At 69.4% G+C, this 24,383-nt stretch carries 29 protein-coding genes; 16 read left to right on the forward strand and 13 right to left on the reverse strand.

Translation table 11 applies throughout. The features are described from left to right. Positions 1-9: 9 nt before the first annotated feature. Entirely contained in the window at positions 10-969 is a 960-nt protein-coding gene (locus BLW81_RS02000; RefSeq protein ID WP_083405742.1) for an oxygenase MpaB family protein, read from the reverse strand. 47 nt (positions 970-1,016) lie between these two features. Next, a complete protein-coding gene (locus tag BLW81_RS02005) occupies positions 1,017-1,973 on the reverse strand; it encodes an o-succinylbenzoate synthase (RefSeq protein WP_083405743.1) in 957 nt (318 codons plus the stop codon). Positions 1,974-2,091: 118 nt separating this feature from the next. Here BLW81_RS02005 and BLW81_RS02010 point away from each other — a divergent pair, with 118 nt between their 5' ends. From BLW81_RS02010 to BLW81_RS02020, 3 genes are read left to right on the forward strand one after another with little or no spacing between them, the layout of a single operon-like run. Further along, entirely contained in the window at positions 2,092-2,988 is an 897-nt protein-coding gene (locus BLW81_RS02010) for a pentapeptide repeat-containing protein (protein WP_456093740.1), read from the forward strand. A 22-nt stretch (positions 2,989-3,010) separates the two neighbouring features. Further along, complete coding sequence (locus tag BLW81_RS02015) at positions 3,011-3,493, forward strand: TspO/MBR family protein (protein ID WP_083405745.1); 483 nt, start codon at positions 3,011-3,013, stop codon at positions 3,491-3,493. Then, positions 3,490-4,101, forward strand: a complete 612-nt coding sequence (locus BLW81_RS02020) for an SOUL family heme-binding protein (protein WP_083405746.1) — start codon at positions 3,490-3,492, stop codon at positions 4,099-4,101. The genes BLW81_RS02015 and BLW81_RS02020 overlap by 4 nt, the downstream gene beginning before the upstream one ends. On the opposite strand, the gene BLW81_RS02025 is transcribed toward BLW81_RS02020, so the two are convergent. Both BLW81_RS02025 and BLW81_RS02030 read right to left on the reverse strand, forming a co-directional pair. After that, positions 4,102-5,667, reverse strand: a complete 1,566-nt coding sequence (locus tag BLW81_RS02025) for a long-chain-fatty-acid--CoA ligase (protein WP_083405747.1) — start codon at positions 5,665-5,667, stop codon at positions 4,102-4,104. Between the two features lie 31 nt (positions 5,668-5,698). Beyond that, positions 5,699-7,306 carry an amidohydrolase gene (locus BLW81_RS02030; protein ID WP_083405748.1) on the reverse strand — a complete coding sequence of 536 codons (1,608 nt, stop codon included), beginning with the start codon at positions 7,304-7,306 and terminating at the stop codon, positions 5,699-5,701. Between the two features lie 151 nt (positions 7,307-7,457). Between BLW81_RS02030 and BLW81_RS02035 the strand changes: the two genes are divergently transcribed. Next, positions 7,458-7,922: a YciI family protein gene (locus tag BLW81_RS02035; RefSeq protein WP_083405749.1), complete on the forward strand. Its 465-nt coding sequence runs from the start codon at positions 7,458-7,460 to the stop codon at positions 7,920-7,922. 7 nt (positions 7,923-7,929) lie between these two features. Here the strand turns inward: BLW81_RS02035 and BLW81_RS02040 are convergent, their stop codons facing one another. Both BLW81_RS02040 and BLW81_RS02045 read right to left on the reverse strand, forming a co-directional pair. Continuing rightward, entirely contained in the window at positions 7,930-8,178 is a 249-nt protein-coding gene (locus BLW81_RS02040; RefSeq protein WP_083405750.1) for a DUF3253 domain-containing protein, read from the reverse strand. Next, entirely contained in the window at positions 8,175-9,026 is an 852-nt protein-coding gene (locus BLW81_RS02045) for a phytanoyl-CoA dioxygenase family protein (protein WP_083405751.1), read from the reverse strand. The genes BLW81_RS02040 and BLW81_RS02045 overlap by 4 nt, the downstream gene beginning before the upstream one ends. A 131-nt stretch (positions 9,027-9,157) precedes the next feature. On the opposite strand from BLW81_RS02045, the gene fadD8 reads away from it, so the two are divergent. Continuing rightward, positions 9,158-10,759, forward strand: coding sequence for a fatty-acid--CoA ligase FadD8 (fadD8, locus tag BLW81_RS02050; protein ID WP_083405752.1), 1,602 nt, complete (start codon positions 9,158-9,160; stop codon positions 10,757-10,759). Positions 10,760-10,764: 5 nt separating this feature from the next. Here the strand turns inward: fadD8 and BLW81_RS02055 are convergent, their stop codons facing one another. Continuing rightward, positions 10,765-11,367 (reverse strand): nucleoside/nucleotide kinase family protein, encoded by a 603-nt coding sequence (locus BLW81_RS02055; RefSeq protein ID WP_083405753.1) that lies wholly within the window; start codon positions 11,365-11,367, stop codon positions 10,765-10,767. After that, positions 11,351-11,560, reverse strand: coding sequence for a ribosome modulation factor (locus BLW81_RS02060; RefSeq protein ID WP_083405754.1), 210 nt, complete (start codon positions 11,558-11,560; stop codon positions 11,351-11,353). The genes BLW81_RS02055 and BLW81_RS02060 overlap by 17 nt, the downstream gene beginning before the upstream one ends. A 129-nt stretch (positions 11,561-11,689) precedes the next feature. On the opposite strand from BLW81_RS02060, the gene BLW81_RS02065 reads away from it, so the two are divergent. Genes BLW81_RS02065 through BLW81_RS02080 form a run of 4 tightly spaced genes read left to right on the forward strand, consistent with a single transcriptional unit; the run spans position 11,690 to position 14,974 of the window. Further along, positions 11,690-12,892, forward strand: a complete 1,203-nt coding sequence (locus tag BLW81_RS02065) for an RNA polymerase sigma factor (RefSeq protein ID WP_083410266.1) — start codon at positions 11,690-11,692, stop codon at positions 12,890-12,892. A gap of 10 nt (positions 12,893-12,902) precedes the next feature. Continuing rightward, a complete protein-coding gene (locus tag BLW81_RS02070; protein WP_083410267.1) occupies positions 12,903-13,589 on the forward strand; it encodes an HAD family hydrolase in 687 nt (228 codons plus the stop codon). 27 nt (positions 13,590-13,616) lie between these two features. Next, positions 13,617-14,066, forward strand: coding sequence for a nitroreductase family deazaflavin-dependent oxidoreductase (locus tag BLW81_RS02075; RefSeq protein ID WP_083405755.1), 450 nt, complete (start codon positions 13,617-13,619; stop codon positions 14,064-14,066). After that, the gene (locus BLW81_RS02080) at positions 14,063-14,974 is read left to right on the forward strand and encodes a 1,4-dihydroxy-2-naphthoyl-CoA synthase (protein ID WP_083405756.1); all 912 of its coding nucleotides are present in this window, start codon (positions 14,063-14,065) and stop codon (positions 14,972-14,974) included. Before BLW81_RS02075 ends, BLW81_RS02080 begins: the two co-directional genes overlap by 4 nt. Here the strand turns inward: BLW81_RS02080 and BLW81_RS02085 are convergent. Beyond that, on the reverse strand, positions 14,965-15,885 hold the full coding sequence (locus BLW81_RS02085) for an AraC family transcriptional regulator (protein WP_083405757.1): 921 nt from the start codon (positions 15,883-15,885) through the stop codon (positions 14,965-14,967). The genes BLW81_RS02080 and BLW81_RS02085 overlap by 10 nt on opposite strands. Before the next feature lie 71 nt (positions 15,886-15,956). Between BLW81_RS02085 and BLW81_RS02090 the strand changes: the two genes are divergently transcribed. The 4 genes from BLW81_RS02090 (at position 15,957) to BLW81_RS02105 (ending at position 19,848) form a co-directional block, all read left to right on the forward strand. Beyond that, complete coding sequence (locus BLW81_RS02090; RefSeq protein WP_083405758.1) at positions 15,957-16,946, forward strand: SDR family NAD(P)-dependent oxidoreductase; 990 nt, start codon at positions 15,957-15,959, stop codon at positions 16,944-16,946. A gap of 79 nt (positions 16,947-17,025) precedes the next feature. Next, entirely contained in the window at positions 17,026-17,910 is an 885-nt protein-coding gene (locus BLW81_RS02095; RefSeq protein ID WP_083405759.1) for an SDR family oxidoreductase, read from the forward strand. Position 17,911: 1 nt separating this feature from the next. Continuing rightward, complete coding sequence (locus tag BLW81_RS02100; RefSeq protein WP_083405760.1) at positions 17,912-19,453, forward strand: long-chain-fatty-acid--CoA ligase; 1,542 nt, start codon at positions 17,912-17,914, stop codon at positions 19,451-19,453. A gap of 23 nt (positions 19,454-19,476) precedes the next feature. Continuing rightward, positions 19,477-19,848, forward strand: a complete 372-nt coding sequence (locus tag BLW81_RS02105) for a VOC family protein (protein ID WP_083405761.1) — start codon at positions 19,477-19,479, stop codon at positions 19,846-19,848. Positions 19,849-19,852: 4 nt separating this feature from the next. Here the strand turns inward: BLW81_RS02105 and BLW81_RS02110 are convergent, their stop codons facing one another. The 3 genes from BLW81_RS02110 to BLW81_RS02120 are packed head-to-tail and all read right to left on the reverse strand — an operon-like array spanning position 19,853 to position 21,693. Next, a complete protein-coding gene (locus BLW81_RS02110) occupies positions 19,853-20,158 on the reverse strand; it encodes a DUF3349 domain-containing protein (protein ID WP_083405762.1) in 306 nt (101 codons plus the stop codon). 13 nt (positions 20,159-20,171) lie between these two features. After that, complete coding sequence (locus tag BLW81_RS02115; RefSeq protein ID WP_083405763.1) at positions 20,172-20,444, reverse strand: hypothetical protein; 273 nt, start codon at positions 20,442-20,444, stop codon at positions 20,172-20,174. Between the two features lie 10 nt (positions 20,445-20,454). Continuing rightward, complete coding sequence (locus BLW81_RS02120; protein WP_083405764.1) at positions 20,455-21,693, reverse strand: inorganic phosphate transporter; 1,239 nt, start codon at positions 21,691-21,693, stop codon at positions 20,455-20,457. Positions 21,694-21,917: 224 nt separating this feature from the next. On the opposite strand from BLW81_RS02120, the gene BLW81_RS02125 reads away from it, so the two are divergent. Beyond that, positions 21,918-22,220: a DUF3349 domain-containing protein gene (locus BLW81_RS02125; RefSeq protein ID WP_083405765.1), complete on the forward strand. Its 303-nt coding sequence runs from the start codon at positions 21,918-21,920 to the stop codon at positions 22,218-22,220. Between the two features lie 50 nt (positions 22,221-22,270). After that, a complete protein-coding gene (gene menE, locus BLW81_RS02130) occupies positions 22,271-23,362 on the forward strand; it encodes an o-succinylbenzoate--CoA ligase (protein WP_268875605.1) in 1,092 nt (363 codons plus the stop codon). Here menE and BLW81_RS02135 read toward each other — a convergent pair. Next, complete coding sequence (locus tag BLW81_RS02135; RefSeq protein ID WP_083405767.1) at positions 23,346-23,687, reverse strand: DUF3140 domain-containing protein; 342 nt, start codon at positions 23,685-23,687, stop codon at positions 23,346-23,348. The genes menE and BLW81_RS02135 overlap by 17 nt on opposite strands. An 80-nt stretch (positions 23,688-23,767) precedes the next feature. On the opposite strand from BLW81_RS02135, the gene BLW81_RS02140 reads away from it, so the two are divergent. Next, complete coding sequence (locus tag BLW81_RS02140; protein WP_083405768.1) at positions 23,768-24,382, forward strand: pyridoxamine 5'-phosphate oxidase family protein; 615 nt, start codon at positions 23,768-23,770, stop codon at positions 24,380-24,382. Position 24,383: the final 1 nt, after the last annotated feature.

A 24,383-nucleotide genomic window follows, 5' to 3' on the forward strand; every position in this document is an offset into this window, starting at 1 on the left:
TAGAGCGGGTCAGCGCGCCGGGCAGCCGGCGGGCGGGGCGAACGAGTCGAGTGCGACCGAGCGGTGAAAGCGGACCAGTTTCTCGTACTCGATCCGGTTGCGCGCCAACGGAATCAGCTTCAGCTTGTCGGGCAGCACCCGCCACGCCACCTGCAGCGCGCGGGTGTAGAGCTCGAACTCGCGTTCGTGGCGGGCGTCCCAGCCGAAGCCGGTGAGCTCGCGGACCCCGGGATGCAGGATGCCGAACGAGCAGATTTTCACCACCCGGCCGGCGACGGGCCGCACCAGCAGCCACGGCGGCGTCAGCGCCAGGCGCACCGCGGGCGGGAGCATCAGCGTCGGCAGTGGCAGCTTGGTCAGCCTGTCAGTGACCCGGCGCAGGAACGGGTTGCCCTGCAGACCGGTGGCAACCATGTCGTCGTAGTACCGCACGGCCTCGGCATAGCTAGCGGGCAGTTTGGCGTTCTTGCCGGGCAGTTCCAGCGACCGGAAGGCCTCGAGCAGTTGCAGGTACGCGGCGTCCTTCTCGGCCGGCGTCATGGTGATCCCGGTGCACGGGGTGAACGAGTTCAACACCACGAACAACCCGCTGACCGCGATCCAGTTCCACAGGTGCGGGTCGAGCGCGCTGTAGCGCACGTCGGCGAAGGCCCCGGCGCCGCGGCCGCGGACCTCGCGGTGCAGCCGTTTGAGCCGCTCCCCCTCGGCCGCGCGGTCGTGCGGGTCACCCCAGATCGCCAGGAACGCCGAGAACCCGCTTCGCACCCCTCGATCAGCGAAGTTGGCCTCGAATCGGCCGGTCTTGTCGACCGCCGCGGCGACCGGGACCAGCGCCACCTCGTCGAAGGCCGCCGCGCCGAAGAATCCGCCGAACGTGCTGCCGCTGTGTTTGCGGAACTCGGCCATGACCTTCGGCCGCACGATCCCGGTTGTCCGCTGAACAGGTGGTGCTTCGGCTGTCTCGGTCATGTCGCCTCCGCTCGTTGACACACAGACTATCGATCTGTGTCAACGTGTCAATGGATCAGCGGCAGGCAGGCGGCGACCCGGTCGATCCACCACTGCCGCCGCTGCGGCGTCGCGGCCAGTGCCTCGAGCCGCGCCGGCTCGGGGACGACGGACGCGACCGGTAGATACCCATCATCGGGCCGGCGCGGCGCTGCGACGTCGTCGACGAACAGGCCGCCGGTGCCCAGTCCGCACGCGTGCTGCAGCCGCGGAAGCGCCGCGGCGGCGAGCAGTCCCCGGCCGATGCCGACCGCGGAGTCGAGCGCGCTGGAGACCACGATCGGGATGTCGATCTGCGCGGCGATGCGCAGCATCGCGTCGACGCCGCCGAGCGGGGCGACCTTGAGGACCGCGACGTCGGCGGCGTTCTCGCGGACCACCCGCAGCGGGTCGTCGGCCTTGCGGATGCTCTCGTCGGCGGCGATCGGGACGTCCACCCGGCGCCGCAACTCGGCCAGTTCGGCGACCGTCGCGCAGGGCTGTTCCAGGTACTCGAGCGGGCCGTCGGCGGTCAAAGCCGTTGCGGCGGTTGCTGCTTCGTCGACGCTCCAGCCGCCGTTGGCGTCGACGCGCACGGTCGGCACGACGGCGCGGACCGCATCGACGCGGGCCACGTCGTCGACCAACGACTGCCCGGGCTCGGCGACCTTGACCTTGGCGGTGCGCGCGCCGGGGAACCGGGCCAGCACCTCGGGCACCCGGTCGGCGGTCACGGCGGGCACTGTCGCATTGATCGGGATCCGATCGCGCACGGTGGCGGGTGGCGGCTGGTAGGCCGCCTCCAACGCGGATGCCAGCCAGTGGGCGGCCTCGGGCGGCTCGTACTCGGCGAAGGCACCGAACTCTCCCCAGCCGGCCGGCCCGTCGATCAAGGCGACCTCGCGAACGGTGATGCCCCGGAACCGGACTCGCATCGGCAGCGCGACGACGTGCAGACGGTCGATGATCTCGTCGAGGTCCGGCATGGGGACCATCCTCCCCCGCGTCACAAATAAGTAAGAAAACCCAGGGTTTGGCAGATCCGAGACGGGGCACCTTTCAGTTACTTAACAATCCCTTCTCACGGCGAGGTGTGAAATGCAGGTGTCCGTTCGTTCGTATGTGATCGCGGGTGTGTCGGTGGTTGCCGCCGGGTTCGTCTCGGCCGGACCCGCCGCCCCGCCCGCCACGCCGCCCGCGTCGGGTGCGCCCGCGGTGCTGGCCGCGGCGGTCTCGCCCGTCGTGCCCGCGCCGGCGCCTGCGCCATCACCGGGACCGGGGCTGGCTACCGCGGCCGCCGCCGACACCGGCACGGTCACCGCGCTCGCACCGGCCGCCGCGGATCGGCCGGGCATCCAGCTCAGCTTCCTCACCGGCACACCGCCGAATCTGGGAGCGGGCAACATCGGCGGATTCAACGCCGGCATCAACAACACCGGTGTGGCCAACATCGGCAACAGCAACGAGGGCGACTTCAACATCGGCACCGACAACGTCGGTGACTTCAACATCGGCTCGGTCAACGACGGCGACTTCAACATCGGCTTCGGCAACCGCGGCGACTTCAACGTCGGGCTGAACAACGACGGGATCCGCAACTTCGGCGTCGGCAACCGCGGCTCGCTGAACCTCGGCGTCGGCAACGTCGGGACGCTCAACGCGGGCTTCTTCAACACCGGCACCGGCAACGTCGGGTTCTTCAACACCGGCGACTACACGATCGGGATCGCCAACATCGGGTTGCGCTACGCGCCGCCCCGGGCGACGACGCCGGCCGACGAGCCAGACGTGACCGACGAACCGGACGTGACCGAGAACGCGGTCAGCACCTCGCGCAAGTCGACCTCGGGTACGAACGCCGCGACAGCGGGTACCTCCACCTCGACGGCCGGCGCATCGACCGCGCGCGCCAAGGCGAACAACAACGCCACGAACGCGGACGACGACAAGCCCGCCGCCGCGAGCACCGACAAGCCGGACAACGACAGCAACGCTGACTGACCCGACGAAGGAGAGATTTTCCGTGCAATCGAAGACGCTGATCCCATCGGCGGCGGCCGTGCTGGCCACCGGGGTCGTCGGCGGGCTGGCCAGCAGGCCCGCACAGTCCGGGTGGTTCAAGCGGTTGCGCAAACCGCCGTATCAACCTCCGCGGCAAGTGTTTCCGATTGTGTGGAACGCGCTCTACGCCGACATCGCGACGGTGTCGGCATCGACGCTCGACGAGCTGGAACGCCAGGGACGCACCGAGGAGCGGCGGCGCTACATCGCCGCCCTCGGCGCGAACCTGGTGCTCAACGCCAGCTGGTCGTGGCTGTTCTTCAACCAGCGCCGACTGGGCACCGCCGCGGTGGCCGCCGGCGTGCTGGCCGCCAGCAGCGCCGATCTGACCCGCCGCGCCACCGCGGCGCGCGGTAAGGCCGCAGCACCGCTGGCGCTGTATCCGCTGTGGTGTGCGTTCGCGACCGTGCTGTCCTCGCACATCTGGTTACTGAACCGCCGATGAAGCTCTTCGAGATCCCCCGCCAGACCGTCGAGGGCGTGCTGTCGCTCGTCGGCATCCGCGTCGGCACCGAGGAACCGCACTACCTGTCGACGGAGCTGACCGGCCGCGTGCAGATCCGCCGATACGGCCCGCGGATCGCGGCCGAGACCACGGTCGAGGCCGACGAGGAACGCGCCCGCAACATCGGGTTCCGCCGCCTGGCCGGCTACATCTTCGGCGCCAACCACCGCAACGAGTCGATCGCGATGACCGCGCCGGTCACCCAGAGCGACACGATCGCGATGACGGCGCCGGTCACCCAGAGCCGCGACGGGCACCGCTCCACCATCCGGTTCTACATGCCGTCGAAGTGGACCATGGACACGCTGCCCGCCCCCGACGACGACGCCGTGCGGCTGGTCCCGGTCCCCGGCGAGACGGTGGCGGTGCTGCGCTTCAGCGGCGACCGCAGCCCGCGCACCGTCGAGTCACATACCGCCGAACTGCTCGAGGTGCTGCGCGCCAACGACATCGAGCCCACGGGTGCGCCCCAGGCCTGGTTCTATGACCCGCCGTGGACGCTGCCGTTCCGGCGCCGCAACGAGATCGCCGTCGCGGTGAGCGCCTAGCTACACCGTCGCGCGGTCGCGGCCGTCCCAATACGGTTTGCGCAGGTCCTTTTTCAGGATCTTGCCGGTCGGGTTGCGGGGCAGCTCGTCGGTGATGTCGACGCTCTTGGGGCACTTGTAGGACGCCAGCCGCTCGCGGCACCACGTGATGATCTCGTCCTCGGTGGCCTCGCCCTCCACGGAGACCACGGCCTTGACGACCTCGCCCCACTTGTCGTCGGGCACCCCGATCACCGCGACGTCGACCACGGCCGGATGCTCGGCGACGACCCGCTCGACCTCGATCGAGTAGATGTTCTCCCCGCCCGAGATGATCATGTCCTTGAGCCGGTCCTCGACGAAGATGTAACCCTCGGAGTCGATGCGGCCGATGTCACCGGTGCGAAACCAGCCGTCGGCGGTGATCGCCTCCGCGGTCGCCTCCGGCCTGTTGTGGTAGCCCTTCATCAACTGCGGTGTGCGGAACCACAATTCACCCTGCTGGCCGGTCGGCACGTCCTCGAGCGTGTCGGGATCGACCACCCGCACCTCGGCGTTCGGGATGACCCGCCCCGCGCTGACCAATCGTTCCTCGGTGCCCGAGCGGTGGTCCTCAGCCAGCAGCTGGCTGATCACCCCGCACACCTCGGTCAGACCGTAGACCTGGATGAAATCGGTGTTGGGCCAAGCCTTCAGCGCGGCGCGCAGCAGGGGCAGCGGCATCGGCGACGCCCCGTACACGAACGTCTTGAGCGCACCGAACAGCTTGACCGCGTCCTCGCCGGCCTCGAGCACCTTGGCCAGCACGGCGGGCACCAGGAAGGTGCGGTTGGCCCCCTTGAGGATCGCGCCGGCCAGCGACGCCCCGTCGACCTCGCGGGTCATCACCGACGGCATCCCGTCGTAGATGCCGAACTGCACATAGGACGATCCGCCGACGTGGAACAGCGGCATGGACACCATGTTCTTGTCGCCCTCGTCGAACGTCCACGCGTGGTGGGCGTTGATGGTGTGCGCGATGAGGTTGGCCTGGGTGATCTGCACGCCCTTGGGACGTCCCGTCGTGCCCGAGGAGTACATGATGATCGCGACGTCGTCGGGCGTGACGTCGTCGTCGCGTCCCACCGGTTCCGACGCGGCCAGCAGCGCCTCGTACTCGTCGCCGTCACCACCCTCGGGAGTGAGCAGGATGATCTCCTCGACGGCGGTCAGCCGGTCGCGGATCTTGTCGATCGTCGGCGCGAAATCACGTCCGACAATCATCAGCTTGGCGCCGGAATCGTTGATGACGTAGTCGAGTTCGTCGGCGGCCAACCGGAAGTTGAAGATCGCGTTCGCCGCACCCAGCGACGCCGCCGCGAGCGTCAGCTCGACGCATGCCGGGTGGTTCATGTCCAGAAAGGACACCACGTCGCCGCGCTTGATACCGCGCTGCTGCAGGGCACCCGCCAGCCGGCGCACCCGGTCGTTCCACTCGGCCCACGTCCAGGTGCGCTCGAAGTAGGTCATCGCTTCGCTGTCGGGCTTGGTTTCGGCCCAGTACGCGAGCCGTTCATCGAGGAACTGCGGCTCAGGCGGGTTCGACATGGGGCGAGCCTAGCGAGCGGCGTGCTGCCTGTCAGTAGCCTTGCGAGTACACCTTTCGCCCGGCCAGGAACGTGGACCGCACGTCGAGATCGGCGATGTCCTCCGGCGGCACGGTCCGCGGGTCGGCCGACAGCACCACCATGTCGGCGTACTTGCCCACCTCCAGCGAACCGATCACGTCGTCGGCGAACAACTGGTAGGCGGCATCGAGGGTCTGCGCCCGGATCGCCTGCTCGACCGAGATCCGCTGCTCCGGCCCGATCACCCGGCCGCTGGGCGCGGTGCGGGTGGCGGCGACGGCGATGTTGCGCAGCGGCTCCTCCGGAGTGACCGGCGGATCGTTGTGCAGCGAGATCCGCATACCGGTGGCGACCGCGGATCCACAAGGCATCCAACGGTTTCCGTGTTCGGCGCCGAACAAGCCGTCGACGATGATGTCGCCCCAGTAGTGGATCTGGTCGACGAACAGGCTGCAGGTGACCCCGAGATCGTGGGCGCGCCGCAGTTGGTCGTCGCGGATGGCGCCGACGTGTTCGAGCCGCAGCCGGTGATCCTCGCGCGGCCAGCGCCGCAACGCGTCCTCGTAGACGTCGAGGATGGTGTCCACCCCGGCGTCGCCCTGCACGTGGCAGGCCATCGGCCAGCCGTTCGGGAAGTAGGCGTGCACGATCTCGGTGAGCTGTTCGCGGGTGTAGTTGGCGTGGCCGCACGAGCCGGGTGCGACGCCGATGGTGCGGGTGGCGTCGGTGTCCAGGTACGGGAACGACAGGTCGATGTTGCCGATCCACGGTGAGCCGTCGACCCAGATCTTGATGCCGACCTGACGGAACAGGTCGTCACCGTTGTCCGGGGTCGCGTCGGTGTGCATCTGCGCGTTGGAGATCTCGTAGACCCGCAGCCGCACGGTCAGGTCGCCGCGCAGTTGGTCGACCACCGGGCGGAAGACCGGATCGAACGCCATCTCCGAGCACGTCGTCAACCCGACCTGGTTGAGTCGGCGCAGTTCGGCGTGCAGCATCGCCGGATAGTCGGCGGGGTTGATGACACCGGCCAGCAGGCTGAACACCGCGGCGGTCTCCTCGGCGGTGCCGTCGAGGTCGCCGTCGGCGTCGCGGCCGTAGCGCGCGCCCTTGGGATCGGGGGTGTCGCGGGTGAGGTTGAAGCGGCGCGCGGCGGCGCTGTTGAAGAACGCCTTGTGGCCGGAGTTGTGCACGATCACCAGCGGGCTGTCGGGCGCGATCCGGTCGAGCCAGTCCAGGGTCGGTTCGGGTAAACCGTTCTGCAGCAGCGGATCCCAGCCGTTGAGGTAGGCACCCTCGGCGCCGCGGATACCGACTTCGGCGGTGATGGCGGCGACGACGAGGTCGGCGTCGGGCAGCGTGACCGGCCGGATGTCGACCATCCGGTCGGACAGCACGATCGCCTCCATCAGCGGATGGCCGTGCGCCTCGACGAGTCCGGGCAGCACGCAGCCGTCGATGTCGTGGACCTCGGTGTCCGGGCCGATCCAGGTGTCGACGTCGCTGCGGGCGCCGACCGCGACGATGCGGCCGCCGGACACCGCGAGCGCCTCGGCGGTCGGCAGCTTCTCGTCGACGGTCAGGATGGTTCCGCGCAGGACCAGGTCAGCGGCAGGCACCCGGCCATCTTGGCAGCCGCCGCCGGTCGGTCTTGGGTTCTCCGATGAAAAAAGTCTGCGGCCCGTGTCGAATTCTGTGGGATCCCGTTCGACGTAGTGGTGAGGGCGCGAAAGATCGAGCCCCGACACCGTGAAAAAAGGAGACAGACCGATGGCGCGTTACATGCTGATCATGCGGGTGGCCCCCGAGGCTGCGGCCGAGTTCGCCGAGGCCGACATCGACTTCAACGAGGTCATCGAGCAGATGGGCCGGTTCAACGAGGAACTCGTCAAGGCCGGTGTGCTGCTGGCCGGTGAGGGCTTGACCGGGCCCGAGGAGGGTTTCGTCGTCGACTTCGACTCCGACCCGCCCGTCATCACCGACGGCCCGTACACCGAGGCCAAGGAGCTGTTCAACGGGTTCTGGATGATCGAGGTGTCCTCCAAGGAGGAGGCCAAGCAGTGGGCGCGCAAGATCCCGCTGGGCAAGGGCGTCAAGGTCGAGGTGCGACGGGTCTCGGAGACCAGCGATTTCCCGATGGACAATCCGTGGATCAAGAAGGAGATCCAGTGGAAGGCCGAGCTCGCCGAGAAGATCGCGGCGCAGGCCCGCGCCGAGGCCGACAAGCTGGCCTGAGCCGCCGCTACTTGGCGCGGATCCGGATGGGTCCGCGCCAAGTCGCGTCGGGGTCGAGCACCTCGCCTTTCTGGGAGATCTCGACGTCGCCGCGACGCGCGAGGTCGCGCGCGGTGGCGCGGGCGTCGTCCATCAGGTCACGCCAGTCCGCACCGCCGACCGCGCGGGCGGCGTCGGACGGGCAGATTGTCTTGTCCGGGCCGCGTTCGCGCGACAACTCCAGGATCGCTTCGCGCAGCCGCTGTTTCGTGCTCACCGGTCCAGCAGCCGCAACGGGTGCAGACCGTCGACGGCCCCGACGAACGGCGGATGGATGCTGTAGCCGATCATGCGCCGGATGTCGTCGGAGACCTCGCGCGCGGTGTCGCGGGATATCGACAGCGTGAACGCCTCCATCGGGCGCAGCCACGGCTGGCAGTACTGCGCGGTGACGGCGAGCCGGGCGCTGCCGCTGGTGTTCGCGCCGCCGCCGTGCCACAGCGTGCCGACGAAGAACACGCAGGACCCGGCGGGCATGACGACCGGCATCGCGGCATCGGCGGGTCCCGGCCGACGCCTGCCCCAGCGGTGGCTGCCCGGGTAGAGCACGGTGGCGCCGTTGTCGGCGGTGAAGTCGTCGATCGCCCAGATCGTCGCGGCGGCCAGCGGATCGCGTGGCCGCGGGATCGGGTAGAAGCCGTCGTCATGATGGGTCAGTTGCGCGGACTCGCCGGGTTGGATGTTGATGGCCTGCAACGCGGACAGCAGATAGTTGTCCATCAGCAGCCGGTCGAGCACCGCCAGCACCCGCGGATGATCGACCAGCCGGTCGCAGATCCGCGTCCGGCTCAGCAGGCTGTAGACGCGCTGGGTGTGCCTGCCCTCGAAGGCATTGCGCCCGGGATGCACCAGCCACGGCGCGACCGTCTCCTTGATCTGCCGGCACTCGTCGGCGTCGAGCAGGTTGTCGAAGACGAGGTAGCCGTCGCGGTCCAGGGCTGCCATGTCGGCCTCGACGATCGCGGGGTCCACCGAGGCGCCGCCGCTGGGCGCGAACTTGTGTCGGCGCGCCAGATCGCCCTTCAGGTCGTCCAGCGTGGTGACGGGCTCGTCGTCGACGCTCATCGGAAGCCCTCCCCGGACTCGTTCGGCCTACCCGAAACAGTGGACCTCGGGTGAGCACCGGTCAAGGGACAGCCGATCGAGATTCCGGGGACTTGGTGACTGGAACTGGAACACGTTCTAGTCTGGTGGCCATGAGTGATGCCCTGCTGCGCCATCCCATCCACTCCGGCCACCTCACGGTGGGAGCGCTGAAGCGCAACAAGGACAAGCCGGTGCTGTTCCTCGGCGACACCACGTTGACCGGCGGCGAGCTCGCCGACCGCATCAGCCAGTACGTTCAGGCGTTCGAGGCGCTCGGCGCGGGGTCCGGCACGGCGACCGGCCTGCTGTCGCTGAACCGGCCCGAGGTGTTGATGATCATCGGCGCCGGCCAGACCCAGGGCTACCGCCGCACCGCACTACACCCTCTCGGTTCTCTCGACGACCACGCGTACGTGCTCAACGACGCCGGGGTCACGTCGCTGATCATCGACCCCAACCCGATGTTCGTCGAACGGGCGCAGGGACTGCTGCAGAAGGTGCCCGCGCTCAAGCAGGTGCTGACCATCGGGCCGGTGCCGCCGGAGCTGGAGGGCGTCGGCGTCGACCTGACGGCCGAGGCCGCGAAGTATTCGCCGCAGCCCCTGGTGGCCGCCGACCTGCCGCCCGATCACGTCGGCGGAATGGCCTACACCGGCGGCACCACCGGCAAGCCGAAGGGCGTGATCGGCACCGTGCAGTCGATCACCACGATGACGACCATCCAGCTCGCCGAGTGGGAGTGGCCGCAACGGCCGAAGTTCCTGATGTGCACGCCGCTCTCGCACGCCGGCGCGGCGTTCTTCGTGCCGACGATCATCAAGGGCGGCGAGTTGGTGGTGCTCACCAAGTTCGACCCGGCCGAGGTGCTGCGGGTGATCGAAGAGCAGAAGATCACCGCGACGATGCTGGTGCCGTCGATGATCTACGCGCTGATGGATCACCCGGATTCGCGGACCCGCGATCTGTCGTCGCTGGAGACGGTCTACTACGGCGCCTCGGCGATGAACCCGGTGCGGCTGCGCGAGGCGATCGACCGGTTCGGCCCGATCTTCGCGCAGTACTACGGCCAGTCCGAGGCGCCGATGGTGATCACGTACCTGGCCAAGGGCGACCACGACGAGAAGCGGCTGACGTCGTGCGGGCGGCCGACCGTGTTCGCGCGGGTCGCGCTGCTGGACGCCGAGGGCAATCGGGTGCCGCAGGGTGAGGTCGGCGAGATCTGCGTGTCGGGGCCGCTGGTGTCCGGCGGGTACTGGAACAAGCCCGAGGCGACGGCCGAGACGTTCCGGGACGGTTGGATGCACACCGGCGACCTGGCCCGCGAGGATGAGGACGGCTTCTACTACATCGTCGACCGCACCAAGGACATGATCGTCACCGGCGGCTTCAACGTCTTCCCGCGTGAGGTGGAAGACGTTGTCGCCGAACACCCTTCGGTCGCGCAGGTGTGCGTGATCGGCACGCCCGACGAGAAGTGGGGCGAGGCGGTGACCGCGGTGGTGGTGCTGCGCCCCGACGCCTCCCGCTCCGAGGAGGCCGTCGCGCAGATGACGTCCGAGATCCAGGCCGCGGTCAAGGAGCGCAAGGGTTCCGTGCAGTCGCCCAAGCAGGTGATCGTCGTCGACTCGGTGCCGGTGACCGCGCTGGGCAAGCCCGACAAGAAGGCGGTGCGCGCGCAGTTCTGGGCCGGCTCGGACCGCGCCGTCGGCTGAGCGTGCTAGAGGCCGAGCACCCAGTCGGCGTTGCCCTTCAGTGCGGCAACGCGTTCGGCGTTCGGCTCGTCGACGGCGTCGACCCACGCCTCGGCCTGTTCGGGTGACTTGCCGAACTCGATGTGGCGGGCCACGAGGCGGCGACGGCGCTCGGCGGCGGCGAGGTCGACGAACCACACCTCGTCGAGCGAGGCGCGGACCGCGGGCCACGGATCGTCGTCGTCGAGCAGGTAATTGCCCTCGGTGACGACCAGGCGGACGTCGGGCGTGACGGCGATGGCGCCCGCGATCGGCTGTTCGATCACGCGGTCGAACGCCGGCGCGTAGACGGTTTCCGTCGTTTGCGTCCGAATGCGTTGCAGCACAGCGAGATAGCCGTATCCATCGAAGGTGTCTATGGCGCCCTTGCGGTCGAGACGCCCGAGCCGCCGCAGTTCGACGTCGGCGAGGTGGAAGCCGTCCATCGGCAGATGGACCGCACCGTCGACTCCGGCCGCGATCTGCTCGGCGAGCGTCGTCTTGCCCGCGCCCGGCGGGCCGGTGATGCCGAGGATCACCCGCCGACCGGTGCTGCGCAGCGCGTCGAGGCGGTCAGTCCAGGAGGGCATCGATCTCGGCGGCGAACCGATCGAGCCGCTCCTGTTCGCTGGGAATGCCGTGCAGCTCGTCGGCGGCGCGCTGCCAGCCCAGCCGCCACATCCGCGCCGCGACCCGGTCCCCCAGTCCCGCATACGGGTTGGCGAGCGTGTGCGGGAACGCCTTGCGGCCCTCCCGGTACGCGGTCACGAACCTGTGCGTCATAGCTGTCCACTCTGCTGCGCGAACAGACGCAAAGAGACCCGACACGCCGGGGAAGTTGAGCAATTTGCGCGTGCTCGGCAGCATGAGCGGGTGGCGGACATCCAGCAGACCGTCGACGCGGTGTGGCGCATGGAGGCCGCGAAGATCGTCGCGACGCTGACCCGCGTGGTCGGTGATGTCGGGCTGGCCGAGGATCTGGCGGCCGACGCGCTCGTCGACGCGCTCGAGCAGTGGCCGGCGTCGGGGGTGCCGCGCAACGCGGGCGCCTGGCTGACGACCGTCGCCAAGCGCAAGGCGATCGACCACTGGCGACGGCAGGAGAACCTCGACGCCAAGTACGCCGCGCTGGCCCGGGACCTCGAGACCCATGTCGACGAGTCGTGGGATCCCGACCGCATCGACGACGACGTGCTGCGGCTGATCTTCATCGCCGCGCACCCGGTGCTGTCGCGCGAAGCGCAGATCGCGCTGACGCTGCGAGTGGTCGGCGGGCTCACCACCGAGGAGATCGCCCGCGCGTTCCTGGCGTCGACCCCGACGATCGCGGCGCGGATCACCCGCGCGAAGAAGGCGCTGTCGGCGGCCGACGCCGCATTCGAGGTGCCCGACCCCGGCGAGTATTCGCAGCGGCTGTCGGCGGTGCTCAGCGTGATCTACCTGATCTACAGCGAGGGGTACTCGGCGTCGTCCGGGCAGCGCTGGATCCGCGACGAACTGTGCACGGAGGCACTGCGACTCGGCCGCGTGCTCGCGTCGCTGGTGCCCGACGAACCAGAGGTGCACGGGCTGGTCGCGCTGATGGAATTCCAGTCGTCGCGGTTCGCCGCGCGCACCGACGACGACGGCAGGCCGGTGCTGCTGGAGGACCAGAACCGCGCCCGCTGGGACCGCGCGCAGATCCAGCGCGGCGTCGCCGCCCTCGAACGCGCGGCAAACGCGGTGCGCCGCAAGGGCAGCGGCTGGGGTGCGTACGCGCTGCAGGCCGCGATCGCCGAGTGCCACGCCACCGCGCCGAGCGCCGCCGACACCGACTGGTCGCGGATAGTGACGCTCTACGACGGGCTGGTGCAGGTGTCGCCGTCGCCGGTGGTGCAGCTCAACCGCGCGGTGGCCGTGGCGATGGACGACGGCCCGGCAGCCGGGCTGTGCATAGTCGACGGGCTGACCGGTCTCGACGGGTCCTACCTGCTGCCCAGCGTGCGCGGCGAACTGCTCGCCCGGCTCGGCCGCGACGACGAGGCGGCCGACGAGTTCACCCGCGCCGCAGCCATGACCGACAACGAGCGCGAACGAGAAGTGCTGCTGGACAAGGTCGCCCGCGTCCGCAGCTAGGGTGGGCGCCATGGGTGCAATCGACGCGGTGCTGTTCGACTTCTCCGGCACATTGTTCCGTCTCGAGGAGGACGAGAGCTGGTTTCACGGTATGCACGTCGACGACCGCGAGGTCGACGGGCATGTGCAGGCCGAGCTGATGCGGCGGATGACCGCGCCGACGGGCCAGCAGGTCGCCATGGGTCCCGAGGCCCACCACGCCTGGGTCAACCGCGACCTGGCGCCGCACCTGCACCGCGAGGCCTACCTGCACGTGCTGCGCGAGTCCGGACTCGCCGACGAGCACGCCGAGTCGCTGTACGGCCTGATGGTCGACCCGCTGAACTGGACGCCGTACCCCGACACCGCCGACGTGCTGCGCGGTCTGCGGGCCCACGGCGTCAAGACCGCGGTGGTGAGCAACATCGCGTTCGACGTGCGGCCCGCGTTCGCCTCCGTCGGGGTGGCCGAGTGCGTCGACGAGTTCGTGCTGTCGTTCGAGGTCGGTGCGGTCAAACCGCACGCGGCGATCTTCACGACCGCGCTGACGCGGCTGGGTGTGCCTGCCGAACGCGCGCTGATGGTCGGCGACAGCGACGAGGCCGACGGCGGCGCCCGCGCGGTGGGCTGCGCATTCGCGCTCGTCGACCCGACGCCGACCACCGAGCGACCCGATGGGCTGCGCGCTGCGCTGGCACTGCACGGTGTGGCGGTGTGAGCGCGCGCGTCGAGTAGTTTCGAGGCCATGTCCGACATTCGCTTGCCCTGGTGGCTGAAGTACGTCAACAAGGTGATGATCGGCCTGCAGAAGGTCGGTGTCCTCGGCGAGAAGGGGCCCGTCGTGCTCGAGGTCCGCGGCCGCAAGAGCGGCAAACCGCGCAAGACCCCGGTCACGCCGATGGTCGTCGAAGGGCAGCGCTACGTCGTCGGCGGGGTGCCCGGATCGGACTGGGCCGCCAACGTCCGCGCCGCCGGCGAGGCGACGCTGCACATCGGCCGTCGCAGCGAGCGAGTGCGGATGGTCGAGCTGCCGCCCGACGAGGCGCGCCCCCTGCTGCGCCAGTTCCCGGAGAAGGTGCCCACCGGCGTGGACTTCATCAAGAACGCGGGACTGGTCACCGGCCCCAACCCCGATGAGTTCGAGGCACTCGCCGGACGCTGCCCCGTCTTCCGTATTGATGAGGTTTCCCCATGAGCGACAACCCTTTTGACCCGTCGGTGTGGCAGCCCGTCGAGGGCTTTGAGCTGACCGACATCACCTACCACCGCCACGTCGTCGACGGCGTCGCGCAGCCCACGGTGCGGGTGGCGTTCGACCGGCCCGAGGTGCGCAACGCGTTCCGCCCGCACACCGTCGACGAGTTGTACCGGGTGCTCGACCACGCGCGGATGTCCTCGGGCGTCGGCGTGGTGCTGCTGACCGGCAACGGGCCGTCCCCCAAGGACGGCGGCTGGGCGTTCTGCTCCGGCGGGGACCAGCGGATCCGCGGCCGCAGCGGGTACCAGTACGCGTCGGGTGAGACCGCCGAGACCGTCGATCCGGCGCGTGCCGGGCGGCTGCACATCCTCGAGGTGCAGCGGCTGATCCGGTTCATGCCCAAACCGGTGATCTGTCTGGTCAACGGGTGGGCGGCCGGCGGCGGGCACAGCCTGCACGCGGTGTGCGACCTGACGCTGGCCAGCCGCGAGCACGCGCGGTTCAAGCAGACCGACGCCGACGTCGGCAGCTTCGACGGCGGATACGGCAGCGCGTATCTGGCCAAGCAGGTCGGCCAGAAGTTCGCCCGCGAGATCTTCTTCCTCGGCCGCGCGTACACCGCCGAGCAGATGCATGCGATGGGCGCGGTCAACGCCGTCGTCGACCACGCCGAGCTGGAAACCGTTGCGCTGCAGTGGGCCGCGGAGATCAACGGCAAGTCGCCGCAGGCGATTCGGATGCTCAAGTACGCGTTCAACCTGACCGACGACGGGTTGGTGGGCCAGCAGTTGTTCGCCGGGGAGGCAACGCGGCTGGCGTACATGACCGACGAGGCGGTCGAGGGCCGCGACGCGTTCCTCGAGAAACGCGACCCCGACTGGAGCTCGTTCCCGCGTTACTTCTGAAGCGAGGCACGGTAGCGCAGCGGCGACATTCCGACCTCCCGTTTGAAGGCGTTGCTGAAGGCGCTCTCCGACGTGTACCCCAGCTCGATCGCCAGCGGACCGATGCGCGTGTCACCGCGTCGCAGCGCGTGTCGCGCCAGCTGCATCCGCCAGCCGTTGACGTAGGCCAGCGGCGGCACACCGGCGACCGCACGGAACCGCTCGGCGAACGACGTCCGCGACATCGCCGATGCGCGCGCCAGATCCTGCAGCTGCCACGGCTTTCCCGGTTCGGCGTGGATCGACTCGACCGCCGGCCGCAGCCGCTCGTCGGTCAGCAGCCGTAGCCAGCCCGGCGGCAGCTCGTCGGTCTGCGCGAGGAACGCCCGCAGCAGCTCCAGCAACAGCAGCTGACCGTACTGGCGGGCGGCGAAGGTGGCGCCGACGCGGTCGGCGGTGACCTCGTCGACCAGCCGGCGCATGATCGCGTGCAGGGCGGGCGCCTCGGTCGCCGACGCGCGCACATGGCCGATCTTGGGCAGCGCGCTGCGCAGCAGCGCCTCACCCGCCGGATTGACCTCGACGTGCCCGCCGAGCATCACGTCGCCGTCGACGAGGTCCGCACCGTCGATGTGCACCAGCTCCTCGGCGTCGTTGGTGGTGAACTCCGTCGGCTGCGCGGTGCCGGGCCCGCCCTGGGCCACCAGCCGCTTGCAGCCGTTGAGGATCACGACGTCGCCGGTCTCGAGGGTGATCGGTTCGCGCATGTCGTCGGCCCACAGCCGGGCGCGGCCCGCGACCATGCCTGCGAACTTGAGCGGAACGTGGAGATCGAACCGGGTGATCCAGTCGCCTCGCACGACGAACCCGCCCGACACCAGGCCCCGGACCTCGATGAGATCGAAGACGCTCGACAGCGGATCACTGACCATGTCCGTACTATCGCGCAGAAAATGCGGACTCACAACCATAAGTCGTCCGGCCTCCCCGCGTTGTAAACGGCATGACCAACAAACAGCACCCTCTCGGAACCGGATTCACCGCAGCCTCGACGACGACCGACGTCCTCGCCGGCGTCGACCTGTCGGGCCGCAACGTCATCGTCACGGCGGGCCATGTCGGCCTCGGCCTGGAGACCACCCGCGCGCTGGCCGGCGCCGGCGCTTCGGTGCTGGTCGCCAGCCGCAACCCGGACACCGCCAAGGCGGCGCTGTCGGGCATCGCCGGCGTCGAGGTCGACCAGCTCGACCTCGTCGATCCCAAGTCGATCGACGCCTTCGCGACCCGCTATCGCGACTCCGGGCGCGCGCTGCACATCCTGGTCAACAACGCCGGGATCATGGGCGGCGACCTGGTCCGCGACGCGCGCGGCTACGAGTCCCAGTTCGCGACCAACCACCTCGGCCACTTCCAGCTGACCAACGCCCTGCTGCCCGCCCTGCGCGCGGCGAACGGCGCACGCGTCGTCTCACTCTCGTCGTTCGGCCATCACATGTCCGACATCCGCTGGGATGACCCGCATTTCGAGCGTGACTACCACGGCCTGGCGGCATACGGGCAGTCCAAGACCGCCAACGTGCTGTTCGCCGTCGAACTCGATCGCCGCTGGGCGGGCGACGGTATCCGCGGGTACGCGCTGCACCCCGGCGGCATCGCCACCACCAACCTCGCCCCGTCGTACGACCTCGAACACCGCAGGGCGATGGGCATGATCGACGCCGACGGCGTGCCGATCATCGACCCGGACAACGACCTCAAGACACCCGAACAGGGCGCGTCGACAACGGTTTTCGCCGCCACCAGCCCGCTGCTCGCTGACGTCGGCGGGGTCTACCTGCAGAACAACGACATTGCCCCACTCGAGGAGGACGCCGAGCCGATCAACCTCGAGTTCGGCCCCGGGTTCCACACCTGGGTCGGTGTCGCGTCCTACGCCGTGGACCCGGACGCGGCCCGGCGGCTGTGGGAGCTCAGCGAGCGCCTCGTCGCCTAGCGTGCGGGCGATTTGTGAGTGATTTCGATCGGTGAGCGAACGTTTTCACTCACAAATCGCTCACCTAGACTCACCGCTCGTGAGCAAAAGCCCGTTGCGGCGGTTGGCCGACCAGCTGGTACTGACCACCATGCGTCCGCCGGTGGTGCCCGAGCTGCTGCAGTACCAGCCCGGCCGCGACGTCGTCGACCTGCGGGGCAAGCGCATCCTGCTGACCGGGGCGTCGTCGGGCATCGGCGAGGCGGCCGCGGCGAAGTTCGCCCGCCGCGGCGCGACGGTCGTGGTCGTCGCACGGCGCCAGGAGCTGCTCGACGCGCTGGTCGACCGCATAACCTCCGACGGCGGGAACGCGCGGGCGCACGCCTGCGACCTGTCCGACCTCGATGCGGTCGACGAACTCGCCGCCCGGGTCACCGACGAGCTCGGCGGTGTGGACATCCTGATCAACAACGCGGGCCGCTCGATCCGCAGACCGCTGGCCGACTCGCTGGAGCGCTGGCACGACGTCGAGCGGACCATGACGCTGAACTACTACTCGCCGCTGCGGCTGATCCGCGCACTCGCGCCGGGCATGCGCGAGCGGCACGACGGCCACATCATCAACGTGTCGACCTGGGGTGTGCTCAGCGAGTCGTCCCCGCTGTTCGCGGTCTACAACGCGTCGAAGGCGGCGCTGACCGCGGTGAGCCGCGTCATCGAAACCGAGTGGAGCGCCGGCGGCGTCCACTCGACGACACTGTTCTATCCGCTGGTGCGCACGCCGATGATCGCGCCGACCCGCGCCTACGACAACGTGCCGGGGCTGGACGCCGCCGAGGCCGCCGACTGGATGGTCACCGCGGCGCGGACCCGGCCGGTGCGGATCGCGCCGCGGGTCGCGGTCAGCGCCCAGGTGCTCAACAGCTTCGCGCCCGCGGTCGTCGACGCTGTCATGAAACGTCAACGTGTGCAGCCGAACTCCTGATATGCCGCATCCCGACATCGCCACGATCGCCGACATCGCGCGCGTCTTCGGCGCCGAGCGGCCCGAGGCCACCGCCCTGATCGCCGGTGAGCGCACCGTGACGTTCGCCGATCTCGACGCCCGTTCCAGCCGCGCCGCGCAGGCGTTCCGCGCCGCGGGTGTCGGGTTCGGCGACCGGGTCGCGTTCATCGAGAAGAACGGCGTCGAGTTCTTCGAGATCGTCTGCGCCCTGTCCAAACTCGGCGCGATCGTGGTGCCCGTCAACTGGCGGCTCGCACCGGCCGAGATGCTGCACATCCTGCGTGACTCCGACGCCCGGGTGGTGGTCGTCGGCACCGAGTTCTCCGGCCACGTCGAGGCGATCGAGGACGAGCTGACCTGCGCCGTCGTCGCCGTCGGCGACCATCCGCGCTGGCCGGGTTACGACGACTGGATCGCCGGCCATCCAGCCGACGACCCCTGTGTCACAACGCAACCCGATGACGTCGCGTTCCTGATGTACACCTCGGGCACCACCGGCGCCCCCAAGGGCGTCATGCTCACCAACGACAACTACTTCTGTAAGGCCACCGGCATCGCCGAGCGGTGGCGGTTCGACGCCGACAGCGTCAGCCTGGCTGTGATGCCGATGTTCCACATGGCCGGCTCCGGCTGGGCGCTGGTCGGGCTGTGCGAGGGCGCGCGCACCGTCGTGCTGCGGGACGTCGATCCGGCGGCGATCCTGCAAGCCGTTGCGCGGCACGGCATCACGAACATGCTGCTGGTGCCCGTCGTGATCCAGCGGCTGCTCGACACCCCCGGCGTCGAGTCCACGGACTTCTCCGCCCTGCGCGCGATCGTCTACGGGGCCTCCCCCATCACCGACGACGTGCTGGTGCGCGCGCTGGCGCGGTTCAACTGCGATCTGCTGCAGGTGTACGGGCAGACCGAGACCACCGGCTCGATCACCCAGCTCGACGAGCATCGCCCGGAACTGTTGCGGTCGTGCGGAAAACCGTTCCCGTGGGTCGAGATTCGGATCGTCGACGACGCGGGACGCGACCTGCCGCCCGGCACCGTCGGGGAGCTCTGGACCCGCTCCCGGCAGAACATGCGCGGCTACTGGAACAACCCCGACGCGACGACGGCCACCCTCACCGCCGACGGCTGGCTCAGGACCGGCGACGCCGGTTACGTCGACGACGCGGGTCATGTGTTCCTGCAGGACCGCGTCAAGGACATGATCGTCTCCGGCGGCGAGAACGTGTACCCGACCGAGGTCGAGAACGCGCTGATGACCCATCCCGACGTGGGCGACGTCGCGGTGATCGGCGTGCCCGACGCCACCTGGGGCGAGGCGGTGACGGCGATCGTCGTCCCCGCCACCGGCACGTCCCCGGCCGCGGCCGAGCTCATCGCCTACGCCCGCGAGCGGCTCGCCGGCTACAAACTACCGAAGTCGGTGGTGTTCACCGACACCCTGCCGCGCACGCCGAGCGGCAAGGTGCTCAAGCGCGCGCTGCGCGAGCCGTACTGGGAAGGTGTCGGGCGCCGGATCGGCTGAGCCGGCGTGATAGACACGAGGTCATGGAGATACTGGCCAGCCGGATGCTGATCCGGCCGGCGGATTACCAGCGCTCGTTGACGTTCTACCGCGACGAGCTCGGCCTGGCGATCGCGCGCGACTACGGTGCGGGCACCGTCTTCTACGCCGGCCAGTCCCTCATCGAGCTCGCCGGCCACGGGGGCCCGCGGGCCGGCGGCACGATGTGGCTGCAGGTCCGCGACGTCTACGCCACCGAGAACGAACTCGCCGGCCGCGGTGTGCCGATCGCGCGCGAGGCGCGGGAGGAGCCGTGGGGGCTGCACGAGATGCACGTGACCGATCCCGACGGCGTGCAGCTGATCTTCGTGCAGGTGCCCGAGGACCATCCGCTGCGGCGCGACACCCGGCGCTGACGACTCAGCGCGCGGGGGCCGCCAGCGGCCAGCCGACCGACGCCAGGCGCGACGCGACCTGATGCATCTCCTCGGGATTGGGTTCCTGCGCGGTGACCTGATGGATCGCGGCGCGGATCTCGTCCTCGGTGACGGTGTCGGCCGTCGCGCCCTTGAGCACAGTCTGCGCGGCCTTGACGACGTCATCCTCGGTCAGCGAGCGCTTCAACAGCGCCAGCAGCGGGAAGTAGTCCTTGGGCGGCACCCCTTCGGGATAGCCGCGCCGCAGCCAGGACAGGATGTTGTCGAAGACGCTGAAGTTCTCGGTCATGGTGTCGCCGTGCTCATTTCGCGGGCATGAAGGGGAACAGGTCGATCCCGGTGTGGTGGATGATCGTCGCCCTGGTGATCCACAGCACCGCGGTGAGGATCACCCAGCCGACGAACACGAACAGCGCCACCCCGACGTAGCGGCTGACCGGGCGGGCGGTCGCGGTGCCGTCGGCGGACTCGCCGTTGGAGAACGCCAGCAGCCCCGTCGCGAACAGCGCGGGCAGCCCGGCGCCCAGCACCAGTCCGATGACCAGAACCTTGAGGATGCTTTCCAGATACGTCATCGATCGTCCTTTAAACCGTCGCCGGCGTCCTGGCCGGCTCGTGCAGATCGGCGGGCAGCACGGAGTTGGTGTCGTCGTCCCAGTCGGCGTTGACGTTGCGGTGGTCGACCTTCTGCTGCTGGGCGCGCCACCACATGTACGCCGACAACGCGACCAGCACGAGGAAGATCAGGCCGTCTCCGGCGAGCGCGGAGCCGGTGACCGTCTCGACCCCATGCGCCAGCCAGTAGGACAGGGCGCCGACCAGGCCGGCGGCGGGCAGTGTGATCAACCACGCGACGGCCATCCGGCCCGCGACCGCCCAGCGCACCTCGGCGCCGGGCTTGCCGACACCGCTGCCCAGGATCGATCCGGTCGCCACATGCGTGGTGGACAGCGCCATACCCGCGGCGCTGGAGCTGAGAATGATTGCCGCCGAGGACGCTTCGGCCGCGAAGCCCTGCGGCGACTCGATCTCGACGAGACCCTTGCCCAGGGTGCGGATGACCCGCCAGCCGCCGAGGTAGGTGCCCAGACCGATGGCGACCGCGCAGCTGAAGATGATCCAGAACGGCAGCCCGGCCTCTTTGACGTCACCGCTGAGGTGGCCGGTGGTGATGAGTGCGAGCGCGATCACGCCCATCGTCTTCTGCGCGTCGTTGGTGCCGTGCGAGAGCGCGACGAGCGAGGCCGTCGCGATCTGACCCCAGCGGAACCCCTGCTTGCGGCGGTGTTCGACGACGTTGCGGGTGATCCGGTAGACCATCCAGGTGCCGCAGCCGGCCACCAGCCCGGCGATCACCGGCGCGGCGACCGCGGGGATGAGCACCTTCTGGGTGATGCCGCTCCAGTTGACGCCCGCGGTGCCCAGCGCGGCCAGGCCGGCGCCGATCAGGCCGCCGAACAGGGCGTGCGAAGAGCTCGACGGGATGCCGAACAGCCAGGTCAGCAGGTTCCACAGGATGCCGCCGATGAGGCCGGCGAAGATGATGGTCAGTCCGGTCGAGGCGTCGATCGTCGGCAGCAGTGCGCCGGTCTTGCCGTCCTGGACCTTGAGCACCGATGTGGTGACCGTCACGGCGACCTCGACCGAGAGGAACGCACCGACGAGGTTGAGGACGCCGGCGAGCAGCACGGCGGTCTTGGGCTTGAGCGCCCCGGTGGCGATGGACGTGGCCATGGCGTTGCCGGTGTCGTGAAAGCCGTTGGTGAAGTCGAAAGCCAGTGCGGTTGCGATCAACAGCACGAGGATGATCAACTCTGCGGTCACGGCGCTAATTCTGCTGCCATACCGGGCGTTCCACCTAATCCATGGCCACGTTCGGACTGCGTGTCGAGCAGGCATTTTGCCTGTTCGGGCAATGTGTTCATCAACTGTTCATCCAGCGTCGGCGCGACGTTCGCCTGTCGCGCTGACTTCGCCTCACCGGGAGGCGCATTAGCATCATGCAATCGGGGGCATACGGACCCGGTGCGACACGCGGAGAGGGCACGGTGACGAAATTTCTCGCGAAGATCGTCGCGTGGATCACCGCCGGTTATCCCGAAGGGGTCCCGGGACCGGATCGGGTGCCGCTGTTCTCGCTGTTGCGCCGGCGGCTCACCGACGATGAGGTGCGCACCGTCGCGCTGGAGTTGAACCGTGGCGGCGAGTTCGACGACGCCGACATCGGGGTGCTGATCACAGCGCTCACCGACGCGCTGCCGACCCCGGCCGATGTGGAGCGGGTGCGGGCGCGGCTGGCCGTGCGGGGCTGGCCGCTCGACGACCCGCGCGACCCCGAGGAGAACCCATAGCCGTCCTGCGCCCTGTCGCGGTCGGGTCCGGCGCCGCCGCGCTGGAGGTCCTGCCGGTCGTGCGGCAGATGCTCGCCGGCCGGGCGGCGGTGCTCCCGGTACCCGCCGACGACGAATCCAGCACGCTTACAACGGCGTTGCGGGTCGGTGAGCCGATCGACGACGACGTCGCGGTGGTCGTGTCGACGTCGGGCACCACCGGCACCCCGAAGGGTGCGATGCTGACCGCGGCGGCGCTGACCGCCAGCGCCGAGGCGACCCACCGCCGGCTCGGCGGGCCCGGCCGGTGGCTGCTGGCGTTGGCGGGCTATCACGTCGCGGGCCTGCAGGTGCTGGTGCGCAGCGTCGTCGCCGATAGCACTCCGGTGGCGATTGTGCCGAATTTCTCGGCGGCCGAACTGGTTTCGGCTGTGCGATCGATGGGGCCGGGACGCCGCTATGCCTCGCTGGTGGCCGTGCAGCTCGAGAAGGCACTGCGCGACGCGGAGGCGACGGCGGCGCTGGCGGAGCTGGACGCGGTGCTGATCGGCGGCGGGCCGCTTCCTGCCGGGATCGCTGAAAGAGCTTCAGCTGCGCGGATTCCCGTCGTACGTACCTACGGTATGAGCGAGACCGCCGGCGGATGTGTGTACGACGGGATGCCGCTCGACGGGGTGCGGGTGCGCATCGTCGACCAGCGGATCGTGCTGGGTGGGCCCACCGTCGCGAAGGGTTACCGCAATCCGGTGCGGCCGGACCCGTTCGCCGAGCCGGGCTGGTTCCGCACCGACGACGTCGGCTCCGTCGACGCGGACGGCCGGTTGACGGTGCTGGGCCGCGCCGACGACGCGATCAGCACCGGCGGGCTGACCGTCATGCCGCACCTGGTCGAGTCCGCGTTGGATTCGCATCCGGCGGTCGCGGCGTGCGCGGTGTTCGGCGTGCAGGACGACCGGCTGGGTCAGCGGGTGGTCGCGGCGCTGGTGCTGGCGCCGGGATGCGCGGCGCCGACGGTCGCCGAGCTGCGCGAGCACGTCGGCGCCCGGCTGGACGCGACGGCGGCGCCGCGCGAGATCCACGTCGTCGAGGACCTGCCGCGGCGTGGCATCGGCAAGCTCGACCGTCGGGCGCTGGCCGCGCGGTTCGCTACGGGGCCGGCTTGAGCGGATCGTGGCCGATGGTCATGAGCCGGTGGCGCCAGTTCTCCTGGCCCGCGGTGGGCTCGAGGTCGTCGCGACGCTCGGCGTGGATGCGGTCGACGACCTTGCGCATCACGCGTTCGTCCTCGTCGGTCAGGTCGACGCGGCGCTTCTGCAGGATGTCGAGCACCGCGCGCCCGGTCTGGGTGCCCGCCTGGTCGGGCATCTCCTCGGTGTCTTCGGCCGCCGACCGGGTGCGCAGCCAGTCCATCAGCTCACGCGAGGTCATGTTGACGACCCGGTGGAATTCCTCCCACAGCCCGGGGTCCACTTCGACATGGTGTACCATTGCACTCACCTCCGCCGATCGGCTACCCGGCCCCCGAGGGACCTAACCCACACCGCTGAGCTGTCGGCCATGATGGAGCGATGCGCCGTGAAGTCAGCACCGTCGACGAGTTGCGCGCCATCGTCGGACAGCCCGACGAGTACGTGGCGAACAAGGTCAAGGACCGGCTTTCGCCGGTGCAGCGCGACTGGCTCGCGCACTCGCCGCTGGGTTTCGTCGCCACCACAGACGCCGACGGCCGCGTCGACGTATCCCCGAAGGGTGATCCGCCCGGTTTCGTGCACGTTATCGACGACACCACGATCGCGATCCCCGAGCGGCCCGGCAACAAACGCGTCGACGGGTACCTCAACGTGTTGCAGAACCCACGCGTCGGCACACTGTTCCTGATTCCGGGCCGCGGCGACACGCTGCGGATCAACGGCACGGCGCGAATCCTTGCCGACGCCGACTATTTCGACGCACTGGCCGTCAAGGGCAAGCGGCCGCTGCTCGCGCTCGAGGTCGCGATCGAAGAGGTGTTCTTCCACTGCGCCAAGGCTTTTCTGCGATCAGATGCCTGGGACCCGTCGACGTGGAATCCGTCGGCGCTGCCGAGCGTCGCGCAGCTGCTCAAGGCGCTTCGCAACGACTGGAGCCAAGCCGAGCTCGAGGACTACTACAGCGAGGCCAAGACCCGCGAGCGGCTGTACTGAC

The sequence above is a fragment of the Mycolicibacterium rutilum genome, from assembly GCF_900108565.1.
GTDB classification, from domain to species: domain Bacteria; phylum Actinomycetota; class Actinomycetes; order Mycobacteriales; family Mycobacteriaceae; genus Mycobacterium; species Mycobacterium rutilum.

Excerpts from the sequence above, each read along its gene's own strand:
- BLW81_RS02000 (WP_083405742.1), bottom strand. The coding sequence starts at position 969 with ATGACCGAGACAGCCGAAGCACCACCTGTTCAGCGGACAACCGGGATC.
- BLW81_RS02005 (WP_083405743.1), bottom strand. The coding sequence starts at position 1,973 with ATGCCGGACCTCGACGAGATCATCGACCGTCTGCACGTCGTCGCGCTG.
- BLW81_RS02020 (WP_083405746.1), top strand. The coding sequence starts at position 3,490 with ATGAAGCTCTTCGAGATCCCCCGCCAGACCGTCGAGGGCGTGCTGTCG.
- BLW81_RS02025 (WP_083405747.1), bottom strand. The coding sequence starts at position 5,667 with ATGTCGAACCCGCCTGAGCCGCAGTTCCTCGATGAACGGCTCGCGTAC.
- BLW81_RS02035 (WP_083405749.1), top strand. The coding sequence starts at position 7,458 with ATGGCGCGTTACATGCTGATCATGCGGGTGGCCCCCGAGGCTGCGGCC.
- BLW81_RS02045 (WP_083405751.1), bottom strand. The coding sequence starts at position 9,026 with ATGAGCGTCGACGACGAGCCCGTCACCACGCTGGACGACCTGAAGGGC.
- fadD8 (WP_083405752.1), top strand. The coding sequence starts at position 9,158 with ATGAGTGATGCCCTGCTGCGCCATCCCATCCACTCCGGCCACCTCACG.
- BLW81_RS02055 (WP_083405753.1), bottom strand. The coding sequence starts at position 11,367 with ATGCCCTCCTGGACTGACCGCCTCGACGCGCTGCGCAGCACCGGTCGG.
- BLW81_RS02060 (WP_083405754.1), bottom strand. The coding sequence starts at position 11,560 with ATGACGCACAGGTTCGTGACCGCGTACCGGGAGGGCCGCAAGGCGTTC.
- BLW81_RS02065 (WP_083410266.1), top strand. The coding sequence starts at position 11,690 with ATGGAGGCCGCGAAGATCGTCGCGACGCTGACCCGCGTGGTCGGTGAT.
- BLW81_RS02070 (WP_083410267.1), top strand. The coding sequence starts at position 12,903 with ATGGGTGCAATCGACGCGGTGCTGTTCGACTTCTCCGGCACATTGTTC.
- BLW81_RS02075 (WP_083405755.1), top strand. The coding sequence starts at position 13,617 with ATGTCCGACATTCGCTTGCCCTGGTGGCTGAAGTACGTCAACAAGGTG.
- BLW81_RS02080 (WP_083405756.1), top strand. The coding sequence starts at position 14,063 with ATGAGCGACAACCCTTTTGACCCGTCGGTGTGGCAGCCCGTCGAGGGC.
- BLW81_RS02085 (WP_083405757.1), bottom strand. The coding sequence starts at position 15,885 with ATGGTCAGTGATCCGCTGTCGAGCGTCTTCGATCTCATCGAGGTCCGG.
- BLW81_RS02090 (WP_083405758.1), top strand. The coding sequence starts at position 15,957 with ATGACCAACAAACAGCACCCTCTCGGAACCGGATTCACCGCAGCCTCG.
- BLW81_RS02100 (WP_083405760.1), top strand. The coding sequence starts at position 17,912 with ATGCCGCATCCCGACATCGCCACGATCGCCGACATCGCGCGCGTCTTC.
- BLW81_RS02105 (WP_083405761.1), top strand. The coding sequence starts at position 19,477 with ATGGAGATACTGGCCAGCCGGATGCTGATCCGGCCGGCGGATTACCAG.
- BLW81_RS02110 (WP_083405762.1), bottom strand. The coding sequence starts at position 20,158 with ATGACCGAGAACTTCAGCGTCTTCGACAACATCCTGTCCTGGCTGCGG.
- BLW81_RS02115 (WP_083405763.1), bottom strand. The coding sequence starts at position 20,444 with ATGACGTATCTGGAAAGCATCCTCAAGGTTCTGGTCATCGGACTGGTG.
- BLW81_RS02135 (WP_083405767.1), bottom strand. The coding sequence starts at position 23,687 with ATGGTACACCATGTCGAAGTGGACCCCGGGCTGTGGGAGGAATTCCAC.
- BLW81_RS02140 (WP_083405768.1), top strand. The coding sequence starts at position 23,768 with ATGCGCCGTGAAGTCAGCACCGTCGACGAGTTGCGCGCCATCGTCGGA.